The sequence below is a fragment of the Polaromonas sp. 39-63-25 genome, assembly GCF_002278925.1.
Classification (GTDB): Bacteria; Pseudomonadota; Gammaproteobacteria; order Burkholderiales; family Burkholderiaceae_C; genus Polaromonas.
Window position 1 is genome coordinate 373,488 of record NZ_NCJH01000001.1, and the last position, 20,186, is coordinate 393,673.

Consider the following 20,186-nt stretch of genomic DNA (forward strand, 5'->3'; position numbering starts at 1 on the left):
CCGGACCGTTTAAAAACCACAAACCACCCTTTTAGAGGATTTTCATGTCGCTTTTCACCGCCGTCGAAATGGCCCCCCGTGACCCTATATTGGGCCTGAACGAGCAATTCAATGCCGACACCAACCCGAACAAGGTCAATCTCGGCGTCGGCGTTTATTACGACGATGACGGCAAGCTGCCCCTGCTGCAGTGTGTGCAGGCCGCTGAAAAGGCCATGATGGCATCGCCCAAGCCGCGCGGCTACCTGCCCATGGACGGTGTGGCCGCGTATGACGCGGCCGTCAAGGCCCTGGTGTTCGGTCTAGAGAGCGAGCCCGTCAAAAGCGGCCGCGTGGCCACGGCCCAGGGCATAGGCGGGACCGGCGGCCTGAAAATCGGCGCCGACTTCCTGAAAAAACTCAGCCCGAACGCCAAGGTCCTGATCAGCGACCCGAGCTGGGAAAACCACCGCGCCCTGTTCGCCCAGGCCGGCTTCACCGTGGAAAGTTACCCCTACTACGACACCGCTAAACGCGGTGTCAACTTCGAGGGCATGCTCGCGGCCCTGAACGCCGCTCCCGCCGGCACCATCGTGGTTCTGCACGCCTGCTGCCACAACCCGACCGGCTACGACATCACCAGCGCGCAATGGGACCAGGTGATCGCTGCCGTCAAGGCCCGTCAGCTGACGGCCTTCCTGGACATGGCCTACCAGGGCTTCGGCCAGGGCATCCAGGAAGACGGCGCCGTCATCGGCAAGTTTGTCGCCGCCGGCCTCTCCTTCTTTGTCTCCACGTCCTTTTCCAAAAGCTTCAGCCTGTACGGCGAACGCGTCGGCGCCCTGTCGGTGCTGTGCGAGAGCAAGGACGAGGCCGATCGCGTGCTGTCGCAGCTCAAGATCGTGATTCGCACCAACTACAGTAACCCGCAGATCCATGGCGCCACCGTGGTCGCCAACGTGCTGAACAACCCCGAACTGCGCGCGCTCTGGGAAAAAGAGCTGGGCGACATGCGCGTGCGCATCAAGGACATGCGCCAGAAGCTGGTGGACGGGCTGAAAGCTGCTGGCGTGAAGGAAGACATGAGCTTCATCACCAAGCAGATCGGCATGTTCAGCTACTCCGGCCTGACGAAAGACCAGATGGTGCGCCTGCGCAATGAATTCGGCGTGTACGGCACCGACACCGGCCGCATGTGTGTGGCCGCGCTGAACAGCCACAACATCGCCCACGTCTGCGCGTCCATCGCCAAGGTGATGTAAATCGGCGGAGCAGGCCTGCCGCAGCGGTTGGTGCAGGATGCCCTGCGCAACCCCTGCAACCAGGCCCTGCTGGACGGCCTGGCCGAGCTGCAGTTGCCCGACGCCTGGCTGGTCGGAGGTTGCCTGTTCCAGACCGTCTGGAACCTGCTGGACGGCCGAGCCCCCGGCGCAGGTATCCGCGACTACGATGTTTTCTACTTCGACCCGCTGGACCTTTCCGGTGAGGCGGAGCAAGCCGTCAACCGGCAGGCGCAGGCGCTTTTTTCGGGCCTGGACGTCCAGCTCGACGTCAGGAACCAGGCGCGTGTGCACACCTGGTACCCGGCGTATTTCGGGCGGCCCTGCCTGCCGCTGAAAAACGCCTGCGAAGGCGTGGACCGTTTTCTGGTGGGCAGCACCAGCGTCGGCTTGCGCCGGGAAGCCGGCTACATACAGGTTTACGCGCCCTATGGGCTGGACGACATGTACCGGGGCATCTTGAGCCCCAACCCACGTGTGGACCATGGGCCCCTGTATGAAAACAAGGTGCGGGACTACCAGGCACGCTGGCAATGGCTGAGCCGGCCCGACCCGGCGCCACTCGCGGCAGCCTTCAATAATTTATGAAAAAAGTGCCTGTAACCCTTATGGGACAAGCGCAAGCAGCTATCTATTTGATAGTGACAGCCGTGGCAGCCATTTCAGCCAGGTATCAGGCGCCAACCGTTGTCGGATCGTAGAAAAAGCGCTCTTCCACAATCTTGTCGCCCTCCCAGCGCTGGTGCGCCAGCTCGTCGATGCGCAGCATCGAGCCTGAGACACGCGTGAACTCAAAGACCCAGTGGATCACGACGAAGTCGCCGTCGACCAGGAAGGAGTCCACCGGCAAGGTGCGCATCGCACTGCAGGCGGCCATGACGGCCCGCTCGTAGGTCACCAGCGCGTCGCGGCCGCGCCGGGGCGGCTGGCTGTTTTCCTGCATGCTGGCGTGGGGCGCATAAAACTGCTCGATGGCCTCGACGTATTGGCCCTGCTCCACCAGTGTGATGAAGTCCTGGACAGTTTGGCGGCTTGGCATGGTGTGGGTAGGTTCCTGGTTCAGCCCCAGATCACGGAGCGCATGGAGATCGAGCCGAACTGGAAACTGGTGTTGAAAAAACGCGGTGCTTCACTGCTGTCCACCGCCGCTGCCGCATACAGCAGCGGCAGGTAATGTTCATGGGTCGGGTGCGCCATCAGCGCCAGCTGGCCCAGCTTCTGGAAGTTCTGCAGCGCGTCCAGGTTGCCCTGTTGAATGTAGCCCCCGGTGGTCTGGTCAAACTCCAGCGCCCAATCATAGGCCTGGTGGCCGGCCGCGCCGCGCTGCGCCTGGCGCAGGTTGTGCACGATGTTGCCGCTGCCCACGATCAGCACACCACGCTCGCGCAGGCCCTTGAGCTGTTTCGCCAGCGCGTAGTGGTCGGAGGGCGGGCGGCTGTAGTCCATGCTCAGCTGCACCACGGGAATGTCCGCTGCCGGAAACATGGGCTGGAGCACCGACCAGGCGCCATGGTCCAGCCCCCAGGCGTCGAGGTCCACCCCCAGCGGGGCCGAAGCGCGCTGCCTGACAAAACGGCTGATCTCGCGTGCGGCGGCGGGTGCGCCCGGCGCCGGGTACTGCTGATCGAACAGCTCCTGCGGAAAACCGCCGAAATCGTGGATGGTCCTGGGTTGCGCCATGCCGGTCACCCACCAGCCTTCGGTCAGCCAATGGGCTGAAATGCACAACACCAGTTGCGGCGGCGGGTACTGGCTGCCGAACGCTGCGCCCAGTTCCTGCCAGCTACGGCGGTATTCGTTGTCGCCAATCGCGTTCATGGGGCTGCCATGGCCGACAAACAACACCGGCATCCGGTCCGATTTTTCCAGTGAAGTGAAGTCGTCAAGCGCCAGGGCGCTGGTGGTCTCGGTCATAAACATCCGTCAGGTACAAGCCAGGGCCGGCGGCCCTGGCGCTTTGCGTGGCTTTGTTGAGGTTTTTTCGCCGGCCTGCCGGGACAATCTTCAGGCATCCAGCGGCCAGACATGTGAGATTTTCCATTGAACGGCAAAAAGAAGTGTCTTCAGGCCCTTCCGTATTGGTGTTTGCCCTCCATTTAATCGTAAGCACACCTGTTATTATTTGCTGCACTGCAGCATATCGTTGTACAAAGGTCAGCCCATGCTTTATCAAGTTTATGAAACCCAGCGTTCGCTGATGGAGCCGTTTGTCGACTTCGCCCAGGCCGCCGCCAAGCTCTACAACAACCCGACGTCACCCTTGAGCCAAAGCCCGCTGGCGCAGCGGGCGGCCGCCGGTTACAGCCTGATTTACCGCCTCGGCAAGGACTACGAAAAACCGGCCTTCGGCCTGACCACGGTGGATGTCGACGGCGTCGGCGTGGCCGTGCATGAACGCATCGAGGTGGACAAGCCCTTTTGCGAGCTGCGCCGCTTCAAGCGTTTCACCGATGATCCTGCCACTCTGACCAAACTCAAGGGCCAGCCGGCCGTGCTGATCGTGGCGCCGCTGTCGGGCCACTACGCCACCTTGCTGCGCGACACCGTCAAGACCATGCTCAAGGACCACAAGGTCTACATCACCGACTGGAAAAACGCCCGCACCGTGCCGCTGTCCGACGGTGCCTTCGCGCTCGACGACTACGTCAACTACGTGCAGGAATTCATCACCCACGTGCAGGGCATCTACGGCAACTGCCACGTGATCAGCGTGTGCCAGCCGACCGTGCCGGTGCTGGCCGCCATTTCGCTGATGGCCAGCCGGGGCGAAACCACGCCGCTGTCCATGACCATGATGGGCGGGCCCATCGACGCGCGCAAATCGCCGACGGCCGTCAACAACCTGGCCATGAACAAGAGTTACGAATGGTTCGAAAACAACGTGATCTATCGCGTGCCGAGCAACTTCGCAGGCGCCGGTCGCCGTGTCTACCCGGGCTTTTTGCAGCACACCGGCTTTGTCGCAATGAACCCCGACCGCCACGCCACCAGCCACTATGACTACTTCAAGGACCTGATCAAGGGCGACGACGCCAGCACCGAAGCCCACACCCGGTTCTACGACGAATACAACGCCGTGCTGGACATGGACGCCGACTACTACCTGGACACCATCAAGACCGTGTTCCAGGAGTTCAAGCTGGTCAACGGCACCTGGGACGTGAAGTCCAGGCAAGGCAAGCTCGAGCGCGTGCGCCCCGAGGACATCACCACCACGGCCCACTTCACGGTCGAAGGCGAACTCGACGACATTTCCGGCTCCGGCCAGACCGAAGCGGCCCACGGCCTTTGCTACAACGTGCCCAAGGCACGCCAGAAGCACCTGGAAGTCAAGGGCGCGGGCCACTACGGCATTTTCAGCGGCCGCCGCTGGCGCGACATCGTGTATCCGCAAGTCAAGGCTTTCATTCTTGAGCACAACCAGGGGCCCACCCTTTCCGCACAGGTCAAGGCAACTCCAAAGAAGGCAGCCAAGCCTGTAGCCAAACCAGCCGTCAAGGTGGCGCCCAAGCCAGCTACCCGCAGCGTCGCCAAAAAGAGCGCTGCCAAAAAGTAAGCGACCATCGATCCTGAGCGCCGTGTCGTGAACCTGCTCGCCGAGCGGCTCAATGCCGCACTGCCGCAAACGCAGTGCACACGCTGCGGCTATCCCGACTGCGCGGCCTACGCGCAGGCCCTGGCCGATGGCGAGGCCGGGATCAACCAGTGCCCGCCCGGCGGCGCCGAAGGCATTGCGCGCCTGGCCCTGATCACCGGCCGGCCCGCCCTCCCCCTCAACCCCGACAACGGCAGCGAAGGCCCGCGCCAGATGGCCGTCATCGACGAGGACTGGTGCATAGGCTGCACCCTGTGCCTGGACGCCTGCCCGGTGGACGCCATCATGGGCAGCAACAAACTCATGCACACGGTGATCGAGTCCTGCTGCACCGGTTGTGAGTTATGCATTCCGGTCTGCCCCGTGGATTGCATCAGCCTGGAAAACGTCACGGGGGAGCGTACCGGCTGGGCTGCATGGTCGGAAGCCGACGCCGGGCTGGCCCGCAAACGCTATGAAATTCATAGCTATCGACGCATTCTGGACGAGGGAAAAAACCGTAAAAGGCTTGAAGAAAAGGCCGAGGCCGCGCTGGCAGACTGGCCCGGGCATTCACAACACACGGACCCGGTGGTGCTGGACCAGAAACGCGCCATCATTGAAGCCGCGCTGGCACGCTCGCGCGCCAGACGCGACGCAGGCAACAGCTAGCCTGCTCTCTCAGCCCAGCGCGTCATTGACCGAGTCCCGGAACTCGGCCAGGCTGACAGCGCTGTCAATCTCGCGCGGCAAGGCATCACGGATCGAGAACACCCCCAGGATTTTTCCGCCCGACGAAACAATCGGCAAATGCCGGAATCCGCGCTCCAGCAGGATCAACACGGCATCCGACACGGTCAGCTCGGGCACCACACACAACGGGTTGTGTGTCATCACCTCGGACACCGGCGTTTTTTTGGCATTCAGGGCCTTGGCCAGCACGCGGGTCATCAGGTCACGCTCGGTCAGGATGCCCTGCATGACGCCGGCAGCGTCAATGATCAGCACGCTGCCGCAGTTGGCCTTGGTCATCACACAGGCAGCCTGCCAGACGCTGGCCTGCGGCGGGCAACTCACCACATGCCGGCGCGGGATGGATTGAAACACGGTACGTTCAGACATGAGGGTCCTCCTGTCCAGCGAGTCGGTTTAACGCAGGGATGAATTGACCTTGTCCAGCACACGCGCCCCCGGACACAGGGCCGGAGCATCCAGCTTGTTCAGCGCTGTATCGCTGGTGTTGAGCGCCACATGCAGGTCGGTCGCCAGCGGGTCGACATAAAGCAGCCCGGTCACGACTTCGCCACGCGCCTGATGCGCGTTCATGTAACTCAGGGCCGCATAACGGTCGGTGGGATCGTAGTCGGCGTGCAGCTTGCGAAAACGCAGGCTGGAGCCGTCGTGCTGCACCACGTCGATCACCTCGCCGGGAGCGTAGCTGGTGGTGATTTCCTCGCGCGCGCTGATGAAGTCGATGCGGCTGACGGCTTCGTTGTGTTCGCGCACGTAGTCGTAACTCTTGGTGCTGCCGGCATGGTTGTTGAAGGCCACGCAGGGACTGATGATGTCGATGAAGGCGGCACCGCCATGACCGATGGCTCCCTTGATCAGCGGCACCAGCTGCGCCTTGTCACCCGAAAACCCGCGCGCCACGTAGGTCGCGCCCAACTGCAGCGCCAGGGCTACCAGGTCCACCGGGCTGTCGCTGTTGACCACGCCTTTCTTGCTTTTGGAGCCCTGGTCCGCCGTCGCCGAAAACTGCCCCTTGGTCAGGCCGTACACGCCGTTGTTCTCGACGAGATACACCATGTTGACGCCGCGCCGCATCGCGTGGGCGAACTGGCCCAGGCCGATCGACGCCGAGTCACCGTCCCCTGAGACACCGAGGTACAGCAGGTCGCGGTTGGCCAGGTTGGCGCCGGTCAGCACTGAGGGCATGCGGCCATGCACGGTGTTGAAGCCGTGCGACGCACCGAGAAAATAGTCCGGCGTCTTGGAGCTGCAGCCTATGCCCGAAAGTTTGGCGACGCGGTGCGGTGCAATGTCGAGTTCCCAACAGGCCTGGATGATGGCCGCCGAGATCGAGTCGTGCCCGCAGCCGGCGCACAGCGTGGAAATCTTGCCTTCGTAGTCCCGCCGGGTGTAGCCGACCTTGTTGACGGTCAGCGAAGGATGATGCAGCCGCGGTTTGGCCAGATAGGTCATGACAGCTCCCTGGATACTTGTTGTGCCGCCGCCCCGGCCTGCACCTGCTGCGTGATGGCACCGGTGATGAAACGCGCGGTGATCGGCGTGCCGTCGTAATGCAGCACCCGCACCAGGCGCGCCGGATCGACATCGAGTTCGTTGACCAGCAGGCAATGCATCTGTGCATCGCGGTTCTGCTCGACCACAAACACCTTGTCATGCGCGGCGATGAACTGCGCCACAGATGCAGGAAACGGAAAGGCCCGCAGACGCAGCGCATCAATGTGGATGCCGGCCTCGGTCAGTACATCGAGCGCCTCGTTCATGGCCGGGCTGGTGGATCCGAAATAAATCACGCCCAGCCGGGTCGGGCGCGCCGCGGGCCGCAACACCGGCTGCGGCACCAGCGTGGCCGCGGTCTCGAACTTTTTCAGCAGCCGCTGCACGTTGTAGATGTAGTCCGGGCCGCGCTCGGAATACTGGGCATAGGCATTGCGCGTGGTGCCGCGCGTGAAATAGCTGCCCTTGCTGGGGTGCGTGCCCGGCAAGGTGCGCCAGGGGATGCCGTCGCCGTCCACATCCTTGTAGCGGCCGAAGTCCTTGCCGGCCTCCAGCTCCTCGGCCGTCATCACCTTGCCGCGGTCATAGCTGCGGCTGTCGTCCCAGGCAAAGGGTTCGCACAGGCGCTGGTTCATGCCGATGTCGAGGTCGGTCATCACAAACACCGGCGTCTGCAGCCGGTCGGCCAAGTCCAGCGCCGCCGCCGCATGTTCAAAACACTCGTGCGGGTCTTCCGGCAGCAGCAGCACATGTTTGGTGTCGCCGTGCGAGGCATAGGCGCAGGAGATCAGGTCGGCCTGCTGGGTGCGGGTCGGCATGCCGGTGGACGGCCCGCCGCGCTGCACATTGATGATGGTGACAGGGATCTCGGCAAAATAGGCCAGCCCGAGGAACTCGGTCATCAGCGACACGCCGGGCCCCGAGGTGGCGGTGAAGGCGCGCGCGCCGTTCCAGCCCGCGCCCACCACCATGCCGATGGAGGCAATTTCGTCTTCGGCCTGCACCACGGCGTAGTTGTGTCGGCCGGTCTCGGGGTCCACCCGGTATTTGGCGCAATAGGACTGGAAAGCCTCGGCCACCGAGGAGGACGGTGTGATCGGGTACCAGGCGGCCACGGTGGCGCCGCCATAAACGCAGCCCAGCGCCGCGGCGCTGTTGCCATCGACAAAAATCCTGTTGCCGACCCTGTCGCGGCGCTGCACGCGTATGCCCAGCGGCGCCTGCAGGTGCTCGCTGGCGAAGTCCCGGCCCAGGTGCAGGGCCTGCACGTTGGAGGCGAGCAGCTTTTCCTTGCCCTTGTACTGCTCACCGAACAGCTTTTCAAGCACCTCGGGCTCCATCTCCAGCAGCACCGACAGCGCGCCCACATACACGATGTTCTTGAACAGCTGGCGCTGGCGCGGGTCGCTGTAGACCGCGTTGCAGATCTCGGTCAGCGGCATGCCGATGACATGGATGTCGTCGCGGAAGCTGGACGCCGGCAGGGCCCGCGTGCTGTCGTAAAACAGGTAGCCGCCCGGTTCCAGCTCGGCCACATCCGCGTCCCAGGTCTGCGGGTTCATGGCCACCATCATGTCGACGCCACCGCGCCGGCCCTGGTAGCCCTTGTCACTCACACGCGCCTCGTACCAGGTCGGCAGGCCCTGGATGTTGCTGGGGAAAATATTGCGCGGGCTCACCGGCACCCCCATGCGCAAAATGGCCTTGGCAAACAGCTCGTTGGCCGAGGCCGAGCCCGAACCGTTGACGTTGGCGAACTTGATCACAAAGTCGTTGACGGCTTCAATTCGTTTTTTCATGCGGGCACTCCTGCGGCGCGGCTGGCAGCCTTGTTGGCATCGCGACAGGATGGCCCGGCCTGCGTGGTCTGCAGCAAAAATTTCTGCATGTCCCAGGCCCCGGTCGGGCAGCGCTCGGCACACAGGCCGCAATGCAGGCAGACATCCTCGTCCTTGACCATCACCCGCCCGGTCTTGAGTTCGCCCGACACATAGAGGTCCTGCGCCAGGTTCAGCGCCGGTGCCTTCAGCCGCGTGCGCAAATCGGCCTCGTCGCCATTGACGGTGAAGCTGATGCAGTCCATCGGGCAGATATCGACACAGGCGTCACATTCGATGCAGGCCGGCGCAGCGAACACCGTCTGTACATCACAGTTCAGGCAGCGCCCGGCTTCCTTGAAGGCCGTTGCGGCGTCGAAACCGAGCTCCACCTCGACCCGTATGCTCGCCAGCGCAATTTCCGCCTTGGCCCAGGGCACCTTGAAACGGGCATCGTTGGAGGTGTCGTTGTCGTAACTCCACTCATGGATGCCCATCTTGGTGGACATCAGATTGGTCATCGGGTCGGGCCGGCGGCGGATGTCCTCGCCGTTCAGAAAGCGGTCGATCGACACCGCAGCCTCATGCCCGTGCGCCACCGCCGTGATGATGTTTTTGGGACCGAAGGCGGAATCGCCGCCGAAAAAGACAGACGGCAAGCTGGACTGGAAAGTCTCCTTGTTCAGGACCGGCAAGCCCCACTCGTCAAACGTGATGCCGCTCTCGCGCTCTATCCAGGGAAAGGCGTTTTCCTGGCCCACGGCGATCAGCACCGAGTCGCATTCGACCAGCACATCGGGCTCGCCTGTCGGCACCAGGCTGCGTTTGCCGTTGCCGTCGTACACCGCCTGGACCACTTCAAAAGTCATGCCGGTGAGCTTGCCCTGGCGGTGTTCAAAAGACCTGGGCACATGGAAGTTGATGATGGGAATGCCCTCGTGCTGGGCGTCTTCTTTCTCCCAGGGGGAGGCCTTCATTTCGTCGAAGCCGCTGCGCACGATCACCTTCACGTCGGTGCCGCCCAGGCGCCTGGCCGAACGGCAGCAGTCCATGGCCGTGTTGCCGCCGCCAAGCACAATCACGCGTTGTCCAATCGTGGTGATGTGGCCGAAAGAGACCGAGGCCAGCCAGTCGATGCCGATGTGGATGTTTTCCGTGATCTCCTGACGGCCCGGCAGCTTCAGGTCGCGCCCGCGCGGCGCGCCGCAGCCGACAAACACCGCGTCGTAGCCCTGGGCCAGCAGGCCTTTCATGGACTCGATGCGCTGGCCGCTTTTGAAGTTCACGCCCAGGTCCAGGATGTAGCCGGTTTCTTCGTCGATCACCGATTCGGGCAGGCGAAAACGCGGGATCTGCGTGCGGATGAACCCACCGGCCTTGGCCTCGCCGTCAAACACCGTAACCTCATAACCGAGGGGCGCCAGATCACGCGCCACCGTCAGCGAGGCCGGGCCGGCACCGATGCAGGCGATGCGCTTGCCATTTTTGGGCGCCAGCGGGGGCATGCGCTGGCGGACATCGTTTTTCATGTCGGCGGCCACCCGTTTGAGGCGGCAGATGGCCACCGGCTCCGGCTGCTCACCGTTGTTCTCCTCGACGCGGCCCCTGCGGCAAGCCGGCTCGCAGGGCCGGTCGCAGGTGCGGCCCAGAATGCCGGGGAAGACGTTGGACACCCAGTTGACCATGTAGGCGTCGGTGTAACGACCCTGGCCGATCAGGCGTATGTATTCAGGAACGGGGGTGTGGGCGGGACAGGCCCATTGGCAATCGACGACCTTGTGGAAGTAGGACGGATGGGCTACGTTGGTTGGCTGCAAAACGCTGTCTCCTTCGCCCCGCTGCAACACCACCGGGTCAGGAGGCCGGACCAGTTTACGCCCGGCCCGGCGCACAGCGCCCTCGGGTGAATCCCTCAGTTCCGTTTTGTCGTTATCAGCTCGCCACCAGGTTTTTATAGACGCCGCAGCCCACGAACACATCGTCCACCTGCTGGACAAAGGACATCTTGGCCTGCACCTTGCCCGTGGTCGGGTTGGTGATGCCGTACTCCACCCAGCCCGGCTCATGGCTGGCCTGGTCGATGATGGACTGGAGCAATTGCCCGCCATCGATGCCGGGGATGTCCTGCACCCGTGTGCCAATCTTGGACGGGTTGCCGCCGAAGGCCAGGTAGGTGCCCTGGCTGTCGAGCGCAAAAACATACATGTCGCGATCGTGGAACCCCCTGGCGGGCAGGGTCAGGTCGCGCAGGAAGGCGTCTCGCGAGGTGTGCCGGCGATGCGCCACGGCGCGCGCCACAAGCGCCACCGCCTCTTCGGCCGACCCCTGCTGCAGCTTGAAAGACGCCACCGACTGCACCAGCGTGCCGGCCCGCGCCTCCAGGTTGCCCGCCTGGGTGACTGCGCGCCCCACCATCCGGGCATTGCTCTGGGTGATCTCGTCGAGCTGGTGCACGGCCGAGGTGATTTCGGTCAGCCCGGTGCTCTGCTCGGCACTGGAGGCCGAGATCTGCGCCATGTTGGCCGCCACGTCGCGGATGCCCGAGACGATCTGGTTCATGTTCGAACCCGCCGCACGGATTTTTTCCGCACTCGCCGCCACCTGGCCCGACGACACGCCGATCAGCTGGCGGATTTCCCTGGCCGAGTCGGCCGAACGTTGCGCCAGCGAACGGACTTCGCCGGCCACCACCGCAAAGCCGCGGCCGGACTCACCGGCACGCGCCGCCTCCACCGCTGCATTGAGCGCCAGGATGTTGGTCTGGAACGCCAACCCGTCGATCACCCCCACGATGTCGCCCATGCGTTTGGCGCTGCCCTGCACGGCCTCCACCGACTCGATGGCCTGGGCCATGGCTGTCGCGCCCTGGTCGGCCACGTCCCGCACCTGGGCGGCCCGGGCGCTGGCTTGGCCAGCCATGCCGGCATTGGCCTGAACCGTGGACGACAGCTGCTCCACGCTGGCCGCCGTTTCTTCCAGGCTGGCCGCCTGCTGCTCGGTGCGGTCCGACAGGTCCCGGTTGCCGATCGCCATGCTCTGGCCGGAATGGGCCACAAAAGCGGCGTTGCTGCGTACATTGGCCACCATGCCGGACAACGTGCGGCCCAGCTCGCCCATGGCCTGGGCCAGCTGGCCGGCCTCGTCCTCGCCACGGCGCGTCAGGTCCAGGCGCAAGTCGCCGGCCACCAGTTGCCGGGTCGCAAGAATCACCTGCTGCAGATCCTGCGCAAGGCTGCGGTGAAAGGCAAGCAGAAAATAAAGCAGCACCAGCAGCCCCACGCTGCCGGTAGCAAGCATGCTGCCCGGGCTGCTGAAGCTGCCGCTGCCCAGCAGGAGCTGCAGCGCCAGCACCAGCAGCGGCAGCGCCGCCACAAACCCGAGCAGGGCCAGCTTGCCGGCCAGACGCAGCCGGCGCAGCAAGCAGGTGGCGGGATGAAGCAGCTTGCCAAACATCATGAGGATTCTCCGGAGTCGCGGCTTGAGAACCGGCGTGGGGTGCCGCTGCACCGGTCCGGTGACTGTCGTCAGGGACCCGCGTGGCACACACCCGCACGGCCGTGCGTACACAGAGAACCGGTGGGAAGCATTGCCCGGCAGCCAGCCAGCTCCAGCCCGGGTACAGTGCTGCACCAACGGTTCAGGGTGCTCTCACTTAACGGCTGCGGAGACGGGAACCTGAAGCAGGGTTATCCCGCAAGGTGCGTTTCTTTTCAGCCAGCCAGCCTGGCGAAGGCCTGGACCACCTCGGGCGGTGCCTGCACCAGCTCGATCAGCACACCCTCCCCGGCCACCGGAAACTCCTCACTGGCCTTGGGATGCAGGAAGCAGATGTCGAAACCCGCCGCGCCCTGGCGAATGCCGCCCGGGGCAAACCGCACCCCTTTGGCGGTCAGCCACTCCACAGCCTTCGGCAGGTCGTCGATCCACAGGCCGACGTGGTTCAGCGGCGTGGTGTGAACCGCGGGCTTTTTGTCCGGATCCAGCGGCTGCATCAGGTCCACCTCGACCTTGAACGGCCCGCTGCCGATGGCGCAGATGTCTTCATCGACGTTCTCGCGCTCACTGCGGAAGGTTCCGGTGACTTCCAAACCCAGCATATCAACCCAGAGTTTTTGCAGGCGCTGCTTGTCGGTGCCGCCAATGGCGATCTGCTGGATGCCAAGGACTTTGAAGGGACGTATCATTTAATTTTCCTCAACGAACAATCACTACCGTCGGGCCACCCGACATCACAAGACGCACGGTCTTCTTCAAGCCGGGGCCGCGGAACCGGCTTCGCCGGGCCGCAGGCGCAGCGGCCCCCTCGGGGGGGCAGGAAGCTACGCGAAGCGAGCGACCGTGGGGGCCACGTCTAGACAAACTCCACAATCGGCTGGTCGACGGACAAAGACTCGCCTTTGGCGGCCAGCACCTTGCCGACCACACCGTCGGCGGTGGCAAACAGCACGTTTTCCATCTTCATGGCCTCGATCACCGCCACGCGTTCGCCGGCCTGCACCTTCTGGCCGGGCTGCACCGCCACCTCGACCAGCAGGCCGGGCATGGGCGAGAGCACAAAGCGGCTCATGTCCGGCGGCGCCTTGTAAGGCATCAGCGCGTGCAGCTGGGCGGCACGCGGCGACAGCACCAGCGTGTCCAGCCGCGTGCCGTTGTGGGCAATGCGAATGGCCAGGGGATTGCGGCCGACACCGCGTTCGACCTGGGCGGCAAAAGGCTGGCCATTGACCGTGCCGCGGATGCGCGCACCGCCCAGATGCCATCTGCTACATATTTCGTAGCGCTTCCCGCCCGCTTCTATGGCGCTGGAGCCCGATTCGGCTTGAAAGTCCCGCACGGTCACGGCTTCGTGGATGTTCTTTCCAGCCTCCCCCAGGCCAACCACCACGAACTCTTCAGCCACCGTCACCCCGTGACCCGGCAACTGGCCGCTGATGCCCGCGGCGCGGCCCAGCAGGCGGCGGTTCACATAGGCAGCCAGCGCCACCAGAAAACCGGCGTCGTCATGCGGTACATCTTCGGCGCGGAAACCCTGGGCATAGTTTTCGGCGATGAAGCCGGTGTTAAAGTCGCCGGCGACAAACTTCGGGTGCGCCAGCAGCGCCGCCTGGAACGGGATGTTGCTGGAAACGCCGCGAATCACAAAGCTGTTCAGGGCCTCGCGCATCTTGGCAATCGCGTCAAGGCGGTCGGTGCCGTGAACAATGAGCTTGGCAATCATCGAGTCGTAAAACATCGGAATCTCGCCGCCGTCCTGCACGCCGGTATCGACCCGCACGCCGAACAGCTGCGCGGTCTCCGCCGCAAACATGTCCTGCCGGGGCGGCTGGAAACGCACCAGCCGGCCGGTGGACGGCAGGAAGTTGCGGAACGGGTCTTCGGCATTGATCCGGCACTCGATGGCCCAGCCCTCGCGTTTGACGTCCTTCTGCGCCAGCGGCAGCTTCTCGCCAGCCGCCACGCGAATCATCAGCTCGACCAGGTCCAGGCCGGTGATGCATTCGGTCACCGGATGCTCCACCTGCAGGCGGGTGTTCATTTCAAGGAAGTAAAAACTCTGGTCCTTGCCGACCACAAACTCCACCGTGCCGGCGCTCTCGTACTTGACGGCCTTGGCCAGCGCCACGGCCTGCTCGCCCATGGCTTTTCGCGTCGCTTCGCTGATGAAAGGCGACGGCGCCTCCTCGATCACCTTCTGGTGGCGGCGCTGGATCGAGCATTCCCGCTCATTGAGGTAAATCACATTGCCGTGGCTGTCGCCGATCAGCTGGATCTCGATGTGGCGCGGCTCCTCGACAAACTTTTCGATGAAGACACGGTCGTCGCCAAAACTGTTGCGTGCTTCGTTGCGGCAGGAGGTAAAGCCTTCGAGCGCTTCCTTGTCGTTGAAGGCCACACGCAGGCCCTTGCCGCCACCGCCGGCACTGGCCTTGATCATCACCGGGTAACCAATGCCTTGGGCAATCTCGACGGCCTTCTCGGCGGTTTCAATCGCGTCATTGACGCCGGGGATGCAGTTGACACCCGCCGCACCGGCGAGTTTTTTCGACTCGATCTTGTCGCCCATGGCGGCGATCGAATAATGCTTGGGGCCGATAAACACCAGGCCCTCTTCTTCCACCCGCTTGGCAAAACCGGCGTTTTCACTGAGGAAACCATAACCCGGGTGAATCGCCTGCGCGCCCGTCTGTTTGGCCGCTGCAATGATCTTGTCGCCCTGCAGGTAGCTGTCCCGGCTGGGCGCCGGCCCGATGTGGACGGCCTCGTCGGCCAGTTCGACATGGCGCGCGTCCTTGTCGGCGTCGGAATACACCGCCACCGTTTTGATGCCCATCTTGCGGGCGGTCTGGATGACGCGGCAGGCGATTTCACCCCGATTGGCAATGAGAATTTTGGTAAACATGGTGTCTCTTTCCTCAATCACTTAGAGCGGAATGTTGCCGTGCTTGCGCCACGGGTTTTCGATCTTCTTGTCCTTGAGCATCACCAGTGAACGGCAGATGCGCTTGCGGGTTTCATGCGGCAGGATCACGTCGTCGATGAAGCCGCGTGCGCCGGCCACAAAGGGATTGGCGAAACGCGCCTTGTATTCGGCCTCTTTCGCGGCCAGCTTGGCCGGGTCCTTGCGGTCTTCGCGGAAGATGATTTCCACCGCGCCTTTGGCGCCCATGACGGCGATCTCGGCATTCGGCCAGGCGAAGTTGACGTCACCGCGCAAATGTTTGGAGCTCATCACGTCGTAGGCGCCGCCATAGGCCTTGCGCGTGATCACGGTGATTTTCGGCACCGTGCATTCGGCATACGCGTACAGCAGTTTGGCGCCGTGTTTGATGATGCCGCCGTACTCCTGGCTGGTGCCGGGCATGAAGCCGGGCACATCGACAAAGGTGATCACCGGGATGTTGAAGGCATCGCAGAAGCGCACAAAACGCGCCGCCTTGATGCTGCTCTTGATGTCCAGGCAACCGGCCAGCACCAGCGGCTGGTTCGCCACGATGCCGACCGACTGACCCTCCATGCGCGCAAAACCGATGATGATGTTTTTGGCGTACTCGGGCTGGATCTCGAAAAAATCGCCGTCGTCCACCGTCTTGGTGATCAGCTCCTTCATGTCGTAGGGCTTGTTCGGGTTCTCGGGCACCAGCGTGTCCAGGCTCAGGTCCATGCGGCCGGCCGGGTCGGCACTGGGGCGCACCGGCGCTTTTTCGCGGTTGTTCAGCGGCAGGTAGTTGTAGAGCCGGCGCAGCATCAGGAGCGCTTCCACGTCGTTTTCAAACGCCAGGTCGGCCACGCCGCTGCGTGTCGTGTGGGTGGTCGCGCCGCCCAGTTCCTCGGCGGTCACTTCTTCATGTGTCACGGTTTTCACCACCTCGGGGCCGGTGACAAACATGTAGGAGCTGTCTTTCACCATGAAGATGAAGTCGGTCATGGCCGGTGAATACACCGCGCCGCCCGCGCTGGGGCCCATGATCATGCTGATCTGCGGAATCACGCCCGAGGCCATCACGTTGCGCTGGAACACGTCGGCATAACCGCCCAGCGAGGCCACCCCTTCCTGGATGCGCGCGCCGCCAGAGTCGTTGAGGCCAATCACCGGCGCGCCGACCTTCATGGCCTGGTCCATCACCTTGCAGATTTTCTCGGCGTGCGCTTCGGACAGCGCGCCGCCGAACACGGTGAAGTCCTGGCTGAAAACAAACACCAGGCGGCCATTGATCATGCCGTAACCGGTCACCACGCCGTCGCCGGGAATCTTGTTGTCGGCCATGCCGAAGTCGGTGCAGCGGTGCTCGACAAACATGTCCCATTCTTCAAACGTGCCTTCGTCGAGCAGCAGTTCCAGCCGCTCGCGCGCCGTGAGTTTGCCCTTGCCGTGCTGGGCGTCTATGCGTTTCTGCCCTCCGCCCAGACGGGCAGCGGCGCGTTTTGTTTCGAGTTGCTCAAGAATGTCTTGCATGGTTTGCTTTCTATATGCTCTTTATTTGATAGCTGCTGGCGCCCGCCCCGATTGGGATGCAAGCAGATTTCTTGCTGCGGTGGAGGCCGGAATGCGGCCGCTTTCGACATCGGCCACCAGGGTGGGCAGCAAGGCGCTGACCGCCGGGTCCTGCCGGAAGGCCTGCTTGAGCCCGGCGTCGATGCGTTCCCACATCCACGACAGGGACTGGTGCCGGCGGCGCTCGGCCAGCCGGCCGTTGGCGGTCTGGATGTCCCTGAACTGCGTCACCGCGACCCAGAAGCCATCGACCCCCTTGTTGTGCAGCGCGCTGAGCTGGATCACCTGCGGGTGCCAGAAGGTGTCGTAGGCCGCGGCCTGCGCCTGGCCCATCGCGTTGTTGACCAGCCCGAACAGGCGCATGGCGGAGGCGATCTGCGCCTGCGCGCGCATCGCGGCATCGGCGTCGATATCGGCCTTGTTGATGACGACCAGGTCGGCCAGCTCCATCACCCCCTTCTTGATCGCCTGCAGGTCGTCGCCGGCATTGGGCAGTTGCATCAGCACAAACATGTCGGTCATGTTGGCCACCGCGGTCTCAGACTGGCCGACACCCACGGTTTCGACAATCACCACGTCGTAACCGGCCGCTTCGCAGACCAGCATGGCCTCGCGCGTTTTCTCGGCGACGCCGCCCAGGGTGCCGCTGGACGGGCTGGGCCGGATGTAGGCGCGTTCGTGCACCGAGAGATGTTCCATACGCGTCTTGTCGCCGAGGATGGAGCCTCCCGAGACGCTTGACGAGGGGTCGATGGTCAACACGGCCACGCGGTGACCTTGCGCAATCAAATAAAGGCCCAGCACTTCAATGAAGGTGGATTTGCCGACGCCAGGCACGCCGCTGATGCCCAAGCGGAAGGCCTTGCCGGTGTGCGGCAGCAAGGCGGTCAGCAGCTCGTCACCCAGCGCGCGGTGATCGGCGCGGGTAGATTCCAGCAAGGTGATCGCTTTGGCGATGGCACGGCGCTGCGCTGCGGCGTCGCCATGCAGCACTGCATCCACCAGTTCGCCGGAAGTCACTTCAGCGCAGCCTTGATCTGCTCCAGCACGTCCTTGGCACTGGCCGGGATCGGTGTGCCGGGGCCGTAAATGCCTTTCACGCCGGCTTCATAAAGCATCTCGTAGTCCTGCCTCGGAATCACGCCGCCGACAAACACGATGATGTCGTCGGCGCCCTGCTTCTTGAGCTCGGCGATGATGGCGGGCACCAGCGTCTTGTGGCCGGCGGCCAGCGTTGATACGCCCACCGCATGCACATCGTTTTCAATCGCCTGGCGCGCGCACTCCTCGGGCGTCTGGAACAGCGGCCCCATGTCCACGTCGAAGCCGAGGTCGGCAAAGGCCGTGGCCACCACCTTGGCGCCACGGTCGTGGCCGTCCTGGCCCAGCTTGGAAATCATCACGCGCGGGCGTCGGCCCTGGGCCTCGGCAAAGGCATTGATTTCAGACTTGAGGTTTTCCCAGCCTTCGGCCGAGTCATAAGCTGCTGCGTACACACCGGTCACCTTTTGTGTATCGGCGCGGTGGCGCCCGTAAACTTTTTCGAGCGCATCGCTAACCTCACCCACGGTGGCGCGCAGGCGCATGGCCTGGATGCATAAATCGAGCAGGTTGCCATCGCCCTTTTCAGCGGCGGCCGTCAGGGCGTCCAGCGCGGCCTGCACCGCTGCGCCGTCGCGTTTGGCGCGGATCGCCTTCAGGCGCGTGATCTGCCCGTCGCGCACGGCCACGTTGTCGATGTCGCGGGTTTCAATCGCATCTTCCGTCTTGAGCTTGTACTTGTTGACGCCGACGATGACGTCCTTGCCGCTGTCGATGCGCGCCTGCTTTTCGGCGGCGGCGGCCTCGATCTTGAGCTTGGCCCAGCCGCTGTCCACGGCCTTGGTCATGCCGCCCATGGCGTCGACCTCCTCGATGATGGCCCAGGCGGCGTCGGCCATGTCCTGGGTCAGTTTTTCCATCATGTAGCTGCCGGCCCAGGGGTCGATCACGTTCGGGATGTGGGTTTCTTCCTGGATGATGAGCTGGGTGTTGCGGGCGATGCGCGACGAGAACTCCGTCGGCAAGGCAATCGCTTCGTCAAAACTGTTGGTATGCAGGCTTTGCGTTCCACCGAAGACCGCGGCCATGGCCTCGATGGTGGTGCGCACCACGTTGTTGTAGGGGTCCTGCTCGGTCAGACTCCAGCCGCTGGTCTGGCAATGCGTGCGCAGCATCAGGCTCTTGGCGCTTTTGGCGTTGAACTCCTTCATGATGCGGCACCAGAGCAGGCGCGCCGCGCGCATCTTGGCCACTTCAAGGTAGAAGTTCATGCCGATGGCCCAGAAAAAGCTCAGGCGCCCGGCAAAACCGTCGACGTCCAGGCCCTTGGCAATCGCCGTCTTCACATACTCCTTGCCGTCGGCCAGGGTGAAGGCCAGTTCGAGCGCCTGGTTCGCGCCGGCTTCCTGCATGTGGTAACCGGAGATGCTGATCGAGTTGAACTTCGGCATGTGCTCTGCCGTGTACTCGATGATGTCGCCGATGATGCGTATGCTGGGCGCCGGCGGGTAGATGTAGGTGTTGCGCACCATGAACTCTTTGAGGATGTCGTTCTGGATGGTGCCGCTGAGCTGGTCCTGTGCCACACCCTGCTCTTCGGCCGCCACCACATAACCGGCCAGCACCGGCAACACCGCGCCGTTCATGGTCATGGACACCGACACCTTGTCCAGCGGGATCTGGTCGAACAGGATTTTCATGTCCTCGACCGAGTCAATTGCCACGCCGGCCTTGCCGACGTCACCGGTGACGCGCGGGTGGTCGCTGTCGTAGCCGCGGTGCGTCGCCAGATCGAACGCGACCGAGACACCCTGCCCGCCGGCGGCCAGCGCCTTGCGGTAAAACGCGTTGGACTCTTCCGCCGTGGAAAAACCCGCGTACTGGCGGATGGTCCAGGGCCGCACCGCATACATGGTGGCCTGCGGGCCGCGAATGAAGGGCTCAAAACCCGGCAGGGTGTTGGTGTAAGGCAGGTCCTTGACGTCTTCCGCGGTGTACAGCGGCTTGACGCTGATGCCGTCGGGGGTCTGCCAAGCCAGCGCGCTGAGGTCGCCGCCGGGCGCCGATTTGGCGGCTGCCTTGGCCCAGGCCTCCAGACTGGCAGAGGCGAATTCAGGGCTGGGGGAAGGTTTTGGGGTGCTCATGGCGCGTGCTTCGATGGAGTTGGGCAGGCAAGCTGTCGATTTGGCGAGTTTACATTATTTATAATTATTGATGCAAAATTTAGTTTCGGATAAGATCGCGCTGTCCAGCCC

At 63.5% G+C, this 20,186-nt stretch carries 16 protein-coding genes; 4 read left to right on the forward strand and 12 right to left on the reverse strand.

Annotated elements, in window-relative coordinates; all coding sequences use genetic code 11:
- Positions 1-44: 44 nt before the first annotated feature.
- Both B7X65_RS01785 and B7X65_RS01790 read left to right on the forward strand, forming a co-directional pair.
- Complete coding sequence (locus tag B7X65_RS01785; RefSeq protein WP_293592268.1) at positions 45-1,241, forward strand: amino acid aminotransferase; 1,197 nt, start codon at positions 45-47, stop codon at positions 1,239-1,241.
- A 30-nt stretch (positions 1,242-1,271) separates the two neighbouring features.
- On the forward strand, positions 1,272-1,847 hold the full coding sequence (locus B7X65_RS01790) for a nucleotidyltransferase family protein (protein WP_293592269.1): 576 nt from the start codon (positions 1,272-1,274) through the stop codon (positions 1,845-1,847).
- 85 nt (positions 1,848-1,932) lie between these two features.
- On the opposite strand, the gene B7X65_RS01795 is transcribed toward B7X65_RS01790, so the two are convergent.
- Together B7X65_RS01795 and ygiD are read right to left on the reverse strand one after the other, a co-directional pair.
- A complete protein-coding gene (locus B7X65_RS01795) occupies positions 1,933-2,298 on the reverse strand; it encodes a nuclear transport factor 2 family protein (RefSeq protein WP_293592270.1) in 366 nt (121 codons plus the stop codon).
- Between the two features lie 20 nt (positions 2,299-2,318).
- Complete coding sequence (gene ygiD / locus B7X65_RS01800; RefSeq protein WP_293592271.1) at positions 2,319-3,173, reverse strand: 4,5-DOPA dioxygenase extradiol; 855 nt, start codon at positions 3,171-3,173, stop codon at positions 2,319-2,321.
- A 247-nt stretch (positions 3,174-3,420) separates the two neighbouring features.
- Between ygiD and phaZ the strand changes: the two genes are divergently transcribed.
- Positions 3,421-4,815 (forward strand): polyhydroxyalkanoate depolymerase, encoded by a 1,395-nt coding sequence (gene phaZ / locus B7X65_RS01805; RefSeq protein ID WP_293592272.1) that lies wholly within the window; start codon positions 3,421-3,423, stop codon positions 4,813-4,815.
- Between the two features lie 27 nt (positions 4,816-4,842).
- On the forward strand, positions 4,843-5,505 hold the full coding sequence (rsxB, locus tag B7X65_RS01810; RefSeq protein WP_293592273.1) for an electron transport complex subunit RsxB: 663 nt from the start codon (positions 4,843-4,845) through the stop codon (positions 5,503-5,505).
- Positions 5,506-5,514: 9 nt separating this feature from the next.
- Here the strand turns inward: rsxB and B7X65_RS01815 are convergent, their stop codons facing one another.
- The 10 genes from B7X65_RS01815 to scpA form a co-directional block, all read right to left on the reverse strand.
- Positions 5,515-5,955 (reverse strand): CBS domain-containing protein, encoded by a 441-nt coding sequence (locus tag B7X65_RS01815; RefSeq protein WP_293592274.1) that lies wholly within the window; start codon positions 5,953-5,955, stop codon positions 5,515-5,517.
- Between the two features lie 27 nt (positions 5,956-5,982).
- The gene (locus B7X65_RS01820; RefSeq protein WP_293592275.1) at positions 5,983-7,038 is read right to left on the reverse strand and encodes a 2-oxoacid:ferredoxin oxidoreductase subunit beta; all 1,056 of its coding nucleotides are present in this window, start codon (positions 7,036-7,038) and stop codon (positions 5,983-5,985) included.
- The gene (locus B7X65_RS01825) at positions 7,035-8,879 is read right to left on the reverse strand and encodes a 2-oxoacid:acceptor oxidoreductase subunit alpha (RefSeq protein ID WP_293592276.1); all 1,845 of its coding nucleotides are present in this window, start codon (positions 8,877-8,879) and stop codon (positions 7,035-7,037) included. Before B7X65_RS01825 ends, B7X65_RS01820 begins: the two co-directional genes overlap by 4 nt.
- The gene (locus B7X65_RS01830) at positions 8,876-10,714 is read right to left on the reverse strand and encodes an FAD-dependent oxidoreductase (RefSeq protein ID WP_293592277.1); all 1,839 of its coding nucleotides are present in this window, start codon (positions 10,712-10,714) and stop codon (positions 8,876-8,878) included. Before B7X65_RS01830 ends, B7X65_RS01825 begins: the two co-directional genes overlap by 4 nt.
- Before the next feature lie 115 nt (positions 10,715-10,829).
- Positions 10,830-12,353, reverse strand: a complete 1,524-nt coding sequence (locus B7X65_RS01835) for a methyl-accepting chemotaxis protein (RefSeq protein WP_293592278.1) — start codon at positions 12,351-12,353, stop codon at positions 10,830-10,832.
- Between the two features lie 254 nt (positions 12,354-12,607).
- Complete coding sequence (locus B7X65_RS01840; protein WP_293592279.1) at positions 12,608-13,081, reverse strand: VOC family protein; 474 nt, start codon at positions 13,079-13,081, stop codon at positions 12,608-12,610.
- Positions 13,082-13,248: 167 nt separating this feature from the next.
- A complete protein-coding gene (locus tag B7X65_RS01845; RefSeq protein WP_293592280.1) occupies positions 13,249-15,297 on the reverse strand; it encodes an acetyl/propionyl/methylcrotonyl-CoA carboxylase subunit alpha in 2,049 nt (682 codons plus the stop codon).
- A gap of 21 nt (positions 15,298-15,318) precedes the next feature.
- Positions 15,319-16,851, reverse strand: a complete 1,533-nt coding sequence (locus tag B7X65_RS01850) for an acyl-CoA carboxylase subunit beta (RefSeq protein WP_293592281.1) — start codon at positions 16,849-16,851, stop codon at positions 15,319-15,321.
- Between the two features lie 21 nt (positions 16,852-16,872).
- Positions 16,873-17,910 (reverse strand): methylmalonyl Co-A mutase-associated GTPase MeaB, encoded by a 1,038-nt coding sequence (gene meaB, locus B7X65_RS01855; protein ID WP_293592282.1) that lies wholly within the window; start codon positions 17,908-17,910, stop codon positions 16,873-16,875.
- Positions 17,907-20,075, reverse strand: a complete 2,169-nt coding sequence (gene scpA / locus B7X65_RS01860) for a methylmalonyl-CoA mutase (protein WP_293592283.1) — start codon at positions 20,073-20,075, stop codon at positions 17,907-17,909. Before scpA ends, meaB begins: the two co-directional genes overlap by 4 nt.
- Positions 20,076-20,186 lie beyond the last annotated feature (111 nt).

Coding starts and splice junctions, on each gene's coding strand:
- B7X65_RS01785 (WP_293592268.1), top strand. CDS start 45: ATGTCGCTTTTCACCGCCGTCGAAATGGCCCCCCGTGACCCTATATTG.
- B7X65_RS01795 (WP_293592270.1), bottom strand. CDS start 2,298: ATGCCAAGCCGCCAAACTGTCCAGGACTTCATCACACTGGTGGAGCAG.
- ygiD (WP_293592271.1), bottom strand. CDS start 3,173: ATGACCGAGACCACCAGCGCCCTGGCGCTTGACGACTTCACTTCACTG.
- phaZ (WP_293592272.1), top strand. CDS start 3,421: ATGCTTTATCAAGTTTATGAAACCCAGCGTTCGCTGATGGAGCCGTTT.
- B7X65_RS01815 (WP_293592274.1), bottom strand. CDS start 5,955: ATGTCTGAACGTACCGTGTTTCAATCCATCCCGCGCCGGCATGTGGTG.
- B7X65_RS01820 (WP_293592275.1), bottom strand. CDS start 7,038: ATGACCTATCTGGCCAAACCGCGGCTGCATCATCCTTCGCTGACCGTC.
- B7X65_RS01825 (WP_293592276.1), bottom strand. CDS start 8,879: ATGAAAAAACGAATTGAAGCCGTCAACGACTTTGTGATCAAGTTCGCC.
- B7X65_RS01835 (WP_293592278.1), bottom strand. CDS start 12,353: ATGATGTTTGGCAAGCTGCTTCATCCCGCCACCTGCTTGCTGCGCCGG.
- B7X65_RS01840 (WP_293592279.1), bottom strand. CDS start 13,081: ATGATACGTCCCTTCAAAGTCCTTGGCATCCAGCAGATCGCCATTGGC.
- B7X65_RS01845 (WP_293592280.1), bottom strand. CDS start 15,297: ATGTTTACCAAAATTCTCATTGCCAATCGGGGTGAAATCGCCTGCCGC.
- B7X65_RS01850 (WP_293592281.1), bottom strand. CDS start 16,851: ATGCAAGACATTCTTGAGCAACTCGAAACAAAACGCGCCGCTGCCCGT.
- scpA (WP_293592283.1), bottom strand. CDS start 20,075: ATGAGCACCCCAAAACCTTCCCCCAGCCCTGAATTCGCCTCTGCCAGT.